Below are 12,534 nucleotides of genomic sequence, written 5' to 3'. Positions count from 1 at the left end.
AATATCTCTGAGTAAATGCATGACCTCGCTGAACCTCACCAACCTCGCCTGGACACCCCTGGGCCACGGCCACTGTCATCACCAGTTCCAACTGCGTGATGCCTCGTTGCACGTGGCCGCCGGTGAATTTGTCGGGTTGATCGGCCCTAACGGCAGCGGCAAGACCAGCCTGCTGCGGTGCGCCTATCGCTTCAGCAAACCGGAAAACGGTGAGGTCCGGCTCGACCACCACAACGTCTGGAAACAATCCTCGCGCTGGTGCGCGCAACGCATCGCCGTGGTGCTGCAGGAATTCCCCGACGCCTTCGGCCTGACCGTCGATGAAGTGGTCGCCATGGGCCGCACACCGCACAAAGGCCTGTTCGACGGTGACACCCTCGAAGACCGGAATCTCGCAACGCAAGCACTGGAATCCGTCGGCCTCAACGGTTTCGAAGACCACGCTTTCGCCACGCTCTCCGGCGGCGAAAAACAACGCGTGATCCTCGCCCGCGCCCTGGCCCAGCAACCGCAAGTGCTGATCCTCGACGAGCCGACCAACCACCTCGACCCGCGCTATCAGCTTGAGTTATTGCAACTGGTCAAGCGCCTGCGGATCGGTACCCTGGCGAGCATTCACGACCTCAATCTCGCCGCCGCGTTCTGTGACCGGCTGTACGTGCTCAATCACGGCCGCATCGTCGCCAGCGGCACACCAAAAGAAGTCCTGACCGCCCCGCTGCTGCGTGATGTGTTCGGCGTCGAAGCGCTGATCGATGAACACCCTTTGCACGGCTACCCACGAATCACCTGGATAACCCAACCATGACTTTGCGTTCCCTGCTGTGCGTTGCTCTGTTGCTGGGCAGTAGCCAAGCGTTTGCCGAAGCAACGAAATATCCGCTGACGATCCAGAGCTGCAACCGCGACGTGACCTTCACGCAAGCGCCGAAACACGCGGTCAGCCACGACATCAACATGACGCAAATGATGCTCGCACTCGGCCTCAAACCGAGCATGGCCGGCTACAGCGGTGTCAGTGGCTGGAAGTCGGTCACGCCCCAGATGCAGACCATCCTCGACGGCCTGCCTGAGCTGGCGGCCAAGTACCCTTCAGTGGAAACCCTGCTCAACGCCAACGTCGATTTCTTCTTCGCCGGTTGGGATTACGGCATGCGCGTGGGCGGTGATCTCACGCCGCAAACCTTGCAGCCGCTGGGCATCAACGTCTATGAGCTGACCGAGTCCTGCGCCTTCGTGATGAAGCGTCCACCGGCCAGCCTGGAGGACACCTACAACGACCTGCGCAACCTCGGCAAAATCTTCGACGTGCAGGATCGCGCCAATGCATTGATCACCGACATGCAGGCGCAAGTCGCCGATGTGCGCAAGGATCTGCCGGCGGACAAACCCCGGGTGTTCCTCTACGACAGTGGCGAAGATCGCGCCATGACTTCAGGTCGCCTGGGCATGCCGCAAGCGCTGATCGACGCGGCGGGCGGGCGCAACATTCTGGATGACGTCGAAGCGAGCTGGACCCGCGTGAATTGGGAGAACGTGGTCGAGCGCAATCCGCAGGTGATCGTGATCGTCGATTACGGTGAAGTGACTGCCGAGCAGAAGACGCAATTCCTGCTCGATAACAAGGCGCTGCAATCGGTTGACGCGATCAAGAACCAGCGCTTCATCGTCATTCCGTATGTGCAGGCCACGCCGGGGATCGACAACGTGCTGGCGGTTGAAACCCTGGCCAAAGGTTTCCACGGCGAATGATCAATCGTCGCTACGCCCTGTTGCTGATTGCCCTCGGCGCGTTGTTGCTGGTGTCGTGCGTGGTGTCGCTGGGCTTCGGCCCGGCGCGGGTGCCGGTGGACGTGGTGTGGCGAATTTTGCTGCACAAGGTGTTCGGCTTTGGCGAGGTGAGCTGGACGGCCGGGCAGGAGCACATCGTGTGGCTGATCCGCGTGCCGCGCATGTTGCTTGGCGCCTTGGTCGGTGCCGGCCTGGCGCTGATCGGTGCGGTGCTGCAAGCGGTGACGCGCAATCCGCTGGCCGATCCGCACCTGCTCGGCGTGACCTCCGGCGCCACCCTCGGCGCGGTGATCGTGGTGCTGCATGTCGGTGAAATCGTCGGCCTGCTGACGTTGCCGATTGCCGCATTTATTGGCGCACTGCTGAGCATGCTGATCGTGCTGATGATCGCCAACCGCAACGGTCGCCTGGACAGTGATCGGCTGCTGTTGTGCGGTGTGGCGGTGTCGTTCGTGATGATGGCAATCGCCAATCTGCTGCTGTTTCTCGGCGATCACCGCGCCAGTTCGGCGGTGATGTTCTGGATGCTCGGCGGGCTCGGGTTGGCACGCTGGGAATTGCTCGCGGTGCCGGCCGCCAGTGTGCTGCTCGGGCTGGTTTTGTTGCTTGGCATGGCTCGACCACTGAACGCGTTGATGGCCGGTGAACAGACGGCCGTGACCCTTGGGCTCAACGCCCGCACCGTACGGTTGCGGGTGTTTTTGATTGCCTCGTTGATGACCGGAGTGCTGGTGTCGATCAGTGGCTCAATCGGTTTTGTCGGGCTGATGGTGCCGCACATTGCGCGGCGACTGGTCGGGGCCGAACACCGGCGATTACTGCCGGTGTGCGTATTGTTGGGCAGCGTATTTCTGGTGTGGGTCGATGTCGCTGCGCGCACGCTGATCGCCCCCGAGGATTTACCGATTGGCGTGGCCACGGCGGCGATTGGCGGGTTGTTTTTCATCGGCCTGATGCGACGTCGCTGAGCACTTGAGGACGTCAGTTTCTCAGGCTTCCATCAGTGAAAATACGATCCTCTACAGTTCGTCATGACCAGGCAACGCAGGTTTCCAGTTGGCGCTCACAAGCCCGCGACGGCGCCAGTAACCATCGGTGTCCACTACTTCCAGCCGTCCCACGCTGGCGAGTCTGGCGAGGTATGCAGCGACCCCGTCCTTTGCCTCCTCGCTGAAAAATCCGGTTTCCTGCGACGAGAAGCTGGGGGTGAATTTGAACAGAGCCCCGCCTCGCCCGGTGAAATAGCAGCTGCCGCCGGAGACCCCGCTCTTTTTCACAACGTCCCTGCTGAACCACAAGTCGGCCAGGGCCAGGTTGTCCAGTAGCAGTTGATCAGCCGCGCTGGGGTCCTTCACGAACAGGTTGAAGCGTTTGTAGAACTGGTGAACAGCCACCCATTTGAAATCCTGCGGAAAAACCGGCAATGGCAACGGCTGCACGCCTGGTACCGCGACCGGGGCAATCGGCCCTCCCGGCCCTGAGTAAAACAGTGCGCTGGCAGCGCCACTGTCGAGGCCGTCCTCAAGCGGCTCGACCGCAACGAACGAAGACGATGCCTGGTGTATCAGGACGCCTCCAAGATATTGCTGGCCGACGTACTCGCCGATCAGTCTTTGAGCTGAGCGTGCAGCATCATCGGCATGTGCAAATACCGGCCCAAGGGCAAAGCGGTGATCCGGCGTCCATCTCACCAGCCCGATGCCGGTTTTGACACCCTTGGCATCCACTCTGAACGGCGACCAGAAAGTGCTGCGTACCACTGCCTGCAACTCACCGTTCGCGATCACCTTGCGCAGATACTCGAACAGCGTTTCGTGCCCTGATTGCAGCACCTTTTCGTAGGCGAGCGCGACCTGCAACCGGCTCCACTCCGGTGCGCCGGCCTTGGGTTTATATCGCAACAAGGCGCCATCGGCACAAGACACAAAGACGTTGAGAAAAGTAGTCACTGCCCCGGTGCGCACACGGACAGCGTCCAACCCATACATCAGATCCCGAGGCGAGATGAAGCTCTGATCCAAGTCGTCCGGCAGTCGTCCCGTCCCGGTCGAAGGACACAGATAGATTCCCTCAACGCTGTATCCCAGAGGTAATAGGCCATCGGGAAACACCTTCTCTACAGCAAGACCTCCTTGTCGCCCGTCGATTGACATCGTCGTCACATACCGCTCGGCGTACAGCGACTTGAGCACGAACCCGAACCTCAATCCGGTTCGAGCGTCCACCGCACGGTGGACATGCCGTACGGCGTCGTTCAATTGCGTGAAGACCGGACTGAGCGCCGGATCAGCAATGGCCGACCGATGCACTTGCGATGGGCCACCCTCGGAATAAGCGCTCCATGCTGATAACTGCCTGACCTTCCCCCACAACCGACTACCCTTGATCACTTGCAACCGGCCGGCGCTTGCAACCTGATTGACATACTCACTCGGGGTCAGCGTGCCATTGCGCATTTGCAGTTCTATCGGGGTATGCCTGCGCTGCAATTGACTGGCGGGGGCCAATGATCGCGCGAGTTGTTTTTCGGCAGCATTGGCGCTGAGGGTGTAGCTGATCAGGCTGCCATCGAGCCCCAACAGATATTCCTTGCCGGGCGATAGAGACGGCGAAAGCGCGGAGCCGCTCAGGATTGCCGACATGAAATCGGTGGAAAACATAGCGAGGTACACGTCCCGTTCGCGGTTCGACAGCGCAAAAACCGGTTCGACCTGCATTCGCGAATGGTAGCGAGCGACGACCGTGCTTCCAGCCAGAAACAACCCCTGTTCGGTCAATTCGTCCAGGCGGATCCAGCTGGCAGGGAAGTTTTCGATCTCGACAGCCACCGGTAAAGTCGCAACAAACAAACCATCGAGCCGACGCAGCACCAGGCCACCGTAGATCCGCTCACGCCGCGAGTCCAAGTGCGTCAGCGCATAGCGCACTGCATCATCCTGCGACACAAAGACCGGGCTGAGCGCTCGCCGCTGGATCTGCGCGTAGGGTTTCCAATCCGCACCGACAATGCCCGCCTCGTCCCACAGTTCACTGGTGCGCAACACCTTCAGCTCGCTGGCCTTGGCAATCAATTGAATGACGTCGGCATAGGGAGGTGTGCCGTTGACCAACAGCGAATTCAGTTGCTGCAAACCTTTCGCGTCGAACCGGGTTGAAGTGGCCGAATATTGATACCGCAACAAGGCTCCATCCAGGGTCGCGAAAAAAACGTTCAGGTCCTGAAAATGCGTAAGACGTAGCGTGCCCTCGTCGTCATAGATCGCCGCAGCCAGTTCGGTCAGGGAAGCAAAATACCGGGCAAACCAGGCATCCGCTGTCGATAACCCGCCGGGAACCCAGCTTGCCGAGTAATAGAGCGCGAAGGTGCGAAATTCGTCGACCAATACGGGAGCGCCAAAGTCGCTCGCCAGGTTCAATGCCCCCAGGCGCCCGACAGGCACCGTTTCGGTCGTCACGTACTCATCGCGGTCCTTGTGCTTGAGAATGAACCCCCAACCTGCCGCAGCCGTGCGGTAGTCGAGCCTGGCGCGATGACGGGCGCTCAATACGGCTTCTTCGGCGCTGGTAAAAATCGCCCCGAGCAAAGGAGGCGATACGCCTGCGGGAGTTGACTCATTACCCCGCACCGTTCCTCGCGGCCCCCACACATCATTGCCGGCTACCACACGCAATCGGCCGGTTCCGGCCAGTTCGTCGACAACGGCGTCGGGGGCAAGCGTGCCGGCCTTCAGCTCCCGGTCGATCAGGGTAGAGCCATCGGCGAGCAGGGCGACTCGTGCCTGTAATCTGTTTCGAGCAGTCACTTTCGATAAATCGGTGCTGTAAACCAGCAGGCTGTCTGGCGAACCCGAGAGGTAGAAATCGACAACATGCGCGCTCTTGTCGAGCACCGAGCGAATGTCTTCGGTGGTGAACATTTGCGCCTGCGTCAATTGCTCTTGTTCGTCGGCACGCACAATGGCGCTTGAGTCAGCTTGCCAGCGCGAAGCGTACAGCCCATGAAACGAGTATCCCTCGAGCAGTACGATCGGTGCTCCTGAAGCGTCAAGAGGGCAGAGCGAGTCCAGGGCAAACCGTGGCTGCGCACCGATAACCGGCTCGGTGGCGACGAAGCGTTTGTCTTGATCCTGCAAAATGAGCCCGACGTAGCCTTGTTCACGGCGGCTACCAATTTGCTCATGGATAAAACGTGCGGCATCGTCCGCCATGAGAAAAGCAGGACTCAAACGCCTCGACCTGGCATAGGGTTGCCAGTCGGTGCCAACGTTCCCGACAACATCCCATAACGCGCTGTCCTTCAGCACCGTCAGCTCGCCGGCTGCTGCTACCTGCTTCACGTAATCCACAGGCTTGAGCGTGCCCGCCTTCAGTCGAGCGTTGATATCCGCACTGTCCTTCAGCGGAACTTCACGCAGGTGCGCCGAAGGCTGGTACTGCAACACGGCACCGTCGCGGGTCCGGGCGTACACCTTCAGATAGTCCGGGTACTCCTGCCGGTAAACATCCCAGAGGGAAAATTTGATGCCCGCCGCCCATTCGTCCGGTGAAAAAAAACGCTCATACAGCCAAGGCTCACTGGCACTCTGCGCGCCATCACTGTGCGACATGAAATAAATGCCGTTCAGGTCGAAATCAAGCAGACGCTCGAGCTTGCGAGCGGCGCTCATCGGAAAGGTTTTGAACAGTTCGGCTGCCGGCTGACTGGAGAGAACCGGATAGGTCGCCATGCACTCCGAACTGCCGGCAGAGCTCACTACAAACCCCAGATTAAAGTTGCCGGAGGTTGGGGTGACGGTCGTTGCTACAGCTTCGATGGCCTTGTCCACCTGATCGCACACCGCACCAAAAAACGGCTGTACCGGGCTCGGACCTCGCACCGCAGCAGTACCGAGGGTCCAGCTCGCCGATACGTTTCCCCGTACGCCACCCCACTGATCATTCGGCACCAGTACGCTCAGCGTGCCGGTCGTGGTCACCTTCTGAATCAAGAGTTCGACGTCGGTGAATGGGCCGAACGACTTGGACCCCTGCTCAAAGAGTTTTTTCTCCTCAGCCGGTTGAGTCGACTCATATTTGATCAACGAGCCATCCGGCCCCGACAGATAGTGGCGCTGGCCATAGGCGCCCGGGTCCTGCATATGGGTCAGGATATGTCCTCTTGAAAAAAAGCCGAGGTTCAACTTGATCTGCTCCGTCGTCCAGCCGGGATGAGCACGCAGGACCTCGGCGTGGCTGGCCGAATGAGTCAGGTAATAGGCCGCGCCACTGTAGCCCGGTGGGGCGAACAGCTCGTAGGGGTTGCCGGTAGTCAGCAGGAAGTCGAAATCGAAATGCCCCATCCTCCCGGCCACAGGCAACGTGGGCTGAAATTTCCCATCGCCACGCTGCACGATCACGCCGCCGTAGGCTCTGTCACGACGCGCGCCGATCTGTCGGTGTGCCCAATAGGCTGCATCATCGGCGCTTATGAACGTCGGTCCCAGTGCGGGAAATTTCGCCGGTTCCCGGGGGATTGAAGGTGTATTGCCAGAGGTGCTGTCCATGCGCTACTCACTTGATTTCGAAACCACGATGATCAGGATTTCGCAGCACAGCAGGTGGTACATAGTTATCGCCTGCCGGGTTTTGGCACTGAACACCCTCGGCACCAATGCTGCGCACGCAGGCGCACCCGCCTTGCAAACAGGCCCCAGTCTGGTGCGCGCTCCGACCCGCCAATGGCTCTATCACGAGATTTACCGGCCTTTACCGAACAGGCACACCCCTTGCTAAAGACCCTTCAGTAGTCCGCATCTGCCAACCAAGAAAACTCATAAGTTCATGGAGATCGCACAATGAAGCGTCGCAGCTTGATCAAGGCTTTTACACTCACGGCAAGCATTGCCGCGATGGGCATGACCTGGACTGTCCAGGCCGCCGAGACCATCAAGGTCGGTATTCTGCATTCGTTGTCCGGCACCATGGCGATCTCCGAAACGTCCCTCAAAGACATGGCGTTGATGACCATCGACGAGATCAACGCCAAGGGCGGCGTGAACGGCAAGATGCTGGAACCGGTGGTGGTCGACCCGGCGTCGAACTGGCCGCTGTTCGCGGAAAAGGGTCGTCAGTTGCTAACCCAGGACAAGGTCGCCGTGGTGTTCGGTTGCTGGACCTCGGTGTCGCGTAAATCGGTGCTGCCGGTGTTCGAAGAGCTCAATGGCCTGCTGTTCTACCCGGTGCAGTACGAAGGCGAAGAGATGTCGCCGAACGTGTTCTACACCGGCGCCGCGCCGAACCAACAGGCGATCCCGGCCGTGGAATACTTGATGAGCGAAGAAGGCGGCGCCGCCAAGCGCTACTTCCTGCTCGGCACTGACTACGTCTACCCGCGCACCACCAACAAGATCCTGCGTTCGTTCCTGCACTCCAAAGGCGTGGCCGACAAGGACATCGAAGAGGTCTACACCCCGTTCGGTCACAGCGACTATCAAACCATCGTCGCCAATATCAAAAAATTCTCGGCCGGCGGCAAGACAGCGGTCATCTCCACCGTCAACGGCGACTCCAACGTGCCGTTCTATAAAGAGCTGGCCAACCAGGGCCTGAAAGCCACCGATGTTCCGGTCGTGGCGTTCTCGGTCGGTGAAGAAGAACTGCGCGGCATCGACACCAAACCGCTGGTGGGCAATCTCGCGGCGTGGAACTACTTTGAGTCGGTGGAGAACCCGGCGAACAAGAAATTCGTCGCCGACTGGAAAGCCTACGCGAAGAAACACAACCTGCCGGGCGCCGACAAAGCAGTGACCAACGACCCGATGGAAGCCACCTACGTCGGCATCCACATGTGGGCGCAAGCAGCGGAAAAAGCCAAGTCCACCGACGTCGACAAAGTCCGCGAAGCCCTCGCTGGCCAGACCTTTGCTGCACCGTCCGGCTACACCCTGACCATGGACAAGACCAACCACCACCTGCACAAGCCGGTGATGATCGGCGAGATCCAGGCGGACGGTCAGTTCAACGTGGTGTGGCAGACCGAAGGCCCGATCCGTGCCCAGCCGTGGAGCCCGTTCATTCCTGGCAACGACAAGAAGCCGGAGTATGCGGTGAAGAGCAACTAAGCCACCTGGATGTCGGGCCGAATACATCGTTCGTGCCCGACACAAATCCTGTAGGAGCCGGCTTGCTGGCGATCAGCATCACACGGTTTGCCTGATGCACCGCCATCGCCAGCAAGCCGGCTCCTACAAGGTCCGCGTATGACCAGGACATTTGATATGCCCACCGCTTTTTACCGTTTCATCCTTACCCTCGCGTTGCTGTTGCCGATGGCCACGCATGCCGGCGACGCCGAAGACTTCGTCGCCGCCAACCCTGTGCAGCAAGCAAAACTGCTGGAAGCCTGGGCCGCGCAGCCCGACCCGGCCCGAATCGAACTGATCAACGCCCTGCAACAAGGCGAGTTGACGGTCGACGGCCAACCGAAAACCTTGCGCCTGAACAATCGCCTGCGGGGTCTGATCGACACCGCACTGGCCAGCCACCAATTGCTCGCCACCGACGCCAAAAACCGTCTGGCCGCCGCGCAGCAATTGCAGAAAAGCGCAAAACCGGCGCAACTGAAATTCCTCGACCAGCAACTGGCTGGCGAACACGACGAAAACGTTCACGCCGCGCTCAGCCTCGCGCTGGCCAACCTGCAACTGGTGGACACCGACCCGGCCGTGCGCCTTGCCGCTGTGCGCCTGCTCGGTGAAACCGGCGATCCACTGGCTCGCACTCGACTGGAGAGTCTGCTGGAGCCAGGTGTCGAAGCTGACGCCAATGTGCGTACCGCCGCCGAAACCAGTCTGGCCCAAGTCAAACGCAAACTGCTGATCGGCGAGATGCTCGGTCAGGCCTTCAGCGGCATGTCCCTCGGTTCGATCCTGCTGCTTGCGGCGCTCGGGCTGGCGATCACGTTCGGCCTGCTCGGCGTGATCAACATGGCCCACGGTGAGATGCTGATGCTCGGCGCCTACTCGACTTACGTTGTGCAGTTGCTGTTCCAGCGCTTTGCCCCGCAAGCCATCGAGTTCTACCCATTGATCGCGTTGCCGGTGGCGTTTTTCGTCACGGCGGCGATTGGCATGGCGCTGGAACGCACAGTGATTCGCCACCTCTACGGCCGCCCACTGGAGACCCTGCTCGCCACGTGGGGTATCAGCCTGATGCTGATCCAGCTTGTCCGATTGGTGTTCGGCGCGCAGAACGTCGAAGTGGCCAACCCGGCGTGGTTGTCGGGCGGGATCCAGGTGTTGCCGAACCTGGTTCTGCCGTACAACCGCATCGTGATCATCGCCTTCGCCCTGTTTGTGGTGGTGCTGACCTGGCTGCTGTTGAACAAGACACGCCTGGGCCTGAACGTGCGCGCCGTCACCCAGAACCGCAACATGGCCGCCTGCTGCGGGGTGCCCACCGGACGTGTGGACATGCTCGCCTTCGGCCTCGGCTCGGGCATCGCCGGCCTTGGCGGCGTGGCGCTGAGTCAGATCGGCAACGTCGGCCCGGACCTCGGCCAGAGCTACATCATCGACTCGTTCCTGGTGGTGGTGCTCGGCGGCGTCGGTCAACTGGCCGGTAGCGTGCTCGCCGCGTTCGGGCTGGGCATCGCCAACAAGATTCTCGAACCGCAGATTGGCGCCGTACTCGGCAAGATCCTGATCCTCGCGCTGATCATTCTGTTCATCCAGAAACGTCCGCAAGGCCTCTTCGCACTGAAAGGACGGGTGATCGACTGATGAACCAGCCCCTGATGCTCACAGCCAGCCAAAAGGCCGGCCCCAAAGTCACGATTGCCGTCGGTGCGGTGATCCTTGTTTTGCTGTTGACGTTGCCGCTGCTGTCGCTGTTGTCGCCAGACAGCGCCTTCCATGTCTCGGCCTACACGCTGACCCTGGTGGGCAAGATTCTTTGCTACGCCATCGTCGCCCTCGCCCTCGATCTGGTCTGGGGTTACGCCGGCCTGCTGTCCCTCGGTCACGGTCTGTTCTTTGCCCTTGGCGGTTACGCGATGGGCATGTACCTGATGCGCCAGGCCTCGGGCGATGCCTTGCCAGCGTTCATGACTTTCCTGTCGTGGACCGAATTGCCGTGGTACTGGACCGGCACCAGCAGCTTCCTCTGGTCGATGTGTCTGGTGGTGTTGGCGCCCGGATTGCTGGCGTTGGTGTTCGGTTTCTTTGCCTTCCGCTCGCGGATCAAAGGTGTGTATTTCTCGATCATGACCCAGGCCCTGACCTTCGCCGGGATGCTGCTGTTCTTCCGCAACGAAACCGGGTTTGGCGGCAACAATGGCTTCACCAACTTCCGCACCATTCTTGGCTTTGGCATTACCGAACCGGGGACGCGCGCGGTGTTGTTTTTCGCCACGGTGGTGTTGCTGGTGGCGAGCCTGTTCATCGGCTGGCGACTGGCGCAGAGCAAATTCGGCCGAGTGCTGACCGCCCTGCGCGATGCCGAAAATCGCTTGATGTTCTGCGGCTACGATCCACGGGGTTTCAAGCTGTTTGTCTGGGTCTTGAGCGCCGTGTTGTGCGGTCTCGCGGGTGCGCTGTACGTGCCGCAAGTCGGCATCATCAACCCGAGCGAAATGTCGCCGACCAACTCCATCGAGGCCGCCGTCTGGGTCGCACTCGGCGGTCGCGGCACGCTGATCGGCCCGTTGCTCGGTGCCGGCGTGGTCAACGGCATGAAAAGCTGGTTCACCGTAGCCTTCCCCGAGTACTGGCTGTTCTTCCTCGGCGCGCTGTTCATCGTCGTGACCTTGTACCTGCCCAAAGGCGTGATCGGCCTGCTGAAGAAAAGGGGTGACCAATGAGAGTGACTGCGACGGCTGAATTCATGCTCGAGCCGGCCTTCTATCCACCGCAGCCGAACAAGGACGCCGGCACCAGCCGCGATGCCATCGGCCTCGGGCAACGCGTCGGCCCCGGCCTGAATACCCGCCACGGCACCATCCTGACCCTGGAAGACATCAGCGTCAGCTTCGATGGTTTCAAGGCACTGAACGATTTGAACCTGTACATCGGCGTCGGCGAATTGCGCTGCATCATCGGTCCCAACGGCGCGGGCAAAACCACGCTGATGGACGTGATCACCGGCAAGACGCGCCCCAGCCATGGCAAAGCCTGGTTCGGTGAAACCCTCGATCTGACGCAGATGAGCGAGGTGCAAATTGCTCAGGCCGGCATCGGTCGCAAGTTTCAGAAGCCGACGGTGTTTGAAGCGTTGAGCGTGTTTGAAAACCTTGAGCTGGCGCAGAAAACCGACAAGTCGGTGTGGGCCAGCCTGCGGGCTCGCCTGAGTGGCGAACAGAAAGATCGCATCAGCGAAGTGCTGGAGACCATTCGCCTGACCACCTCGGTCAATCGCCCGGCGGGCCTGTTGTCCCACGGGCAGAAGCAGTTTCTGGAGATCGGCATGTTGTTGATGCAAGACCCGCAATTACTGCTGCTCGACGAACCCGTGGCGGGCATGACCGATGCCGAAACCGAATTCACCGCCGAGCTGTTCAAGAGCCTGGCGGGCAAGCATTCGCTGATGGTGGTGGAACACGACATGGGGTTTGTCGGCTCGATTGCCGACCACGTCACCGTGTTGCACCAGGGCAGCGTGCTGGCCGAAGGCTCGCTGGAGCAGGTGCAGGATAACGAGCGGGTGATCGAGGTTTATCTCGGAAGATGATGTTGCTTTTGTAGGAGCGAGGCTTGCCCGCGAAGGGAG

The 12,534-nt window shown here is 60.4% G+C and carries 8 protein-coding genes; 7 read left to right on the top strand and 1 reads right to left on the bottom strand.

Annotated elements, in window-relative coordinates; all coding sequences use genetic code 11:
- The first annotated feature begins 19 nt into the window (after positions 1-19).
- The 3 genes from KGA82_RS06210 to KGA82_RS06200 are packed head-to-tail and all read left to right on the top strand — an operon-like array spanning position 20 to position 2,759.
- Complete coding sequence (locus tag KGA82_RS06210; protein ID WP_223435104.1) at positions 20-808, top strand: ABC transporter ATP-binding protein; 789 nt, start codon at positions 20-22, stop codon at positions 806-808.
- Positions 805-1,752, top strand: coding sequence for an ABC transporter substrate-binding protein (locus KGA82_RS06205; protein ID WP_223449952.1), 948 nt, complete (start codon positions 805-807; stop codon positions 1,750-1,752). Before KGA82_RS06210 ends, KGA82_RS06205 begins: the two co-directional genes overlap by 4 nt.
- On the top strand, positions 1,749-2,759 hold the full coding sequence (locus KGA82_RS06200; RefSeq protein WP_008038700.1) for a FecCD family ABC transporter permease: 1,011 nt from the start codon (positions 1,749-1,751) through the stop codon (positions 2,757-2,759). The genes KGA82_RS06205 and KGA82_RS06200 overlap by 4 nt, the downstream gene beginning before the upstream one ends.
- A 51-nt stretch (positions 2,760-2,810) precedes the next feature.
- Here KGA82_RS06200 and KGA82_RS06195 read toward each other — a convergent pair whose 3' ends face one another.
- The gene (locus tag KGA82_RS06195) at positions 2,811-7,334 is read right to left on the bottom strand and encodes a DUF4329 domain-containing protein (RefSeq protein WP_223449951.1); all 4,524 of its coding nucleotides are present in this window, start codon (positions 7,332-7,334) and stop codon (positions 2,811-2,813) included.
- A gap of 291 nt (positions 7,335-7,625) precedes the next feature.
- On the opposite strand from KGA82_RS06195, the gene urtA reads away from it, so the two are divergent.
- From urtA to urtD, 4 genes are all read left to right on the top strand, one after another.
- Entirely contained in the window at positions 7,626-8,891 is a 1,266-nt protein-coding gene (gene urtA / locus KGA82_RS06190) for an urea ABC transporter substrate-binding protein (RefSeq protein ID WP_008031211.1), read from the top strand.
- Between the two features lie 156 nt (positions 8,892-9,047).
- Positions 9,048-10,550 carry an urea ABC transporter permease subunit UrtB gene (urtB, locus tag KGA82_RS06185; RefSeq protein ID WP_223449950.1) on the top strand — a complete coding sequence of 501 codons (1,503 nt, stop codon included), beginning with the start codon at positions 9,048-9,050 and terminating at the stop codon, positions 10,548-10,550.
- A complete protein-coding gene (gene urtC, locus KGA82_RS06180) occupies positions 10,550-11,629 on the top strand; it encodes an urea ABC transporter permease subunit UrtC (RefSeq protein WP_008038697.1) in 1,080 nt (359 codons plus the stop codon). The genes urtB and urtC overlap by 1 nt, the downstream gene beginning before the upstream one ends.
- Entirely contained in the window at positions 11,626-12,495 is an 870-nt protein-coding gene (gene urtD / locus KGA82_RS06175) for an urea ABC transporter ATP-binding protein UrtD (RefSeq protein ID WP_008038696.1), read from the top strand. Before urtC ends, urtD begins: the two co-directional genes overlap by 4 nt.
- Positions 12,496-12,534 lie beyond the last annotated feature (39 nt).

The organism is Pseudomonas sp. BF-RE-22 (assembly GCF_019956155.1).
Classification (GTDB): Bacteria; Pseudomonadota; Gammaproteobacteria; order Pseudomonadales; family Pseudomonadaceae; genus Aquipseudomonas; species Aquipseudomonas migulae.
The sequence above is the reverse complement of the archived record's forward strand: the minus strand, read 5'-3'. Positions and strand labels throughout refer to the sequence as shown.

Coding starts and splice junctions, on each gene's coding strand:
- KGA82_RS06195 (WP_223449951.1), bottom strand. CDS start 7,334: ATGGACAGCACCTCTGGCAATACACCTTCAATCCCCCGGGAACCGGCG.
- urtC (WP_008038697.1), top strand. CDS start 10,550: ATGAACCAGCCCCTGATGCTCACAGCCAGCCAAAAGGCCGGCCCCAAA.
- KGA82_RS06205 (WP_223449952.1), top strand. CDS start 805: ATGACTTTGCGTTCCCTGCTGTGCGTTGCTCTGTTGCTGGGCAGTAGC.
- urtA (WP_008031211.1), top strand. CDS start 7,626: ATGAAGCGTCGCAGCTTGATCAAGGCTTTTACACTCACGGCAAGCATT.
- KGA82_RS06200 (WP_008038700.1), top strand. CDS start 1,749: ATGATCAATCGTCGCTACGCCCTGTTGCTGATTGCCCTCGGCGCGTTG.
- KGA82_RS06210 (WP_223435104.1), top strand. CDS start 20: ATGACCTCGCTGAACCTCACCAACCTCGCCTGGACACCCCTGGGCCAC.
- urtD (WP_008038696.1), top strand. CDS start 11,626: ATGAGAGTGACTGCGACGGCTGAATTCATGCTCGAGCCGGCCTTCTAT.
- urtB (WP_223449950.1), top strand. CDS start 9,048: ATGCCCACCGCTTTTTACCGTTTCATCCTTACCCTCGCGTTGCTGTTG.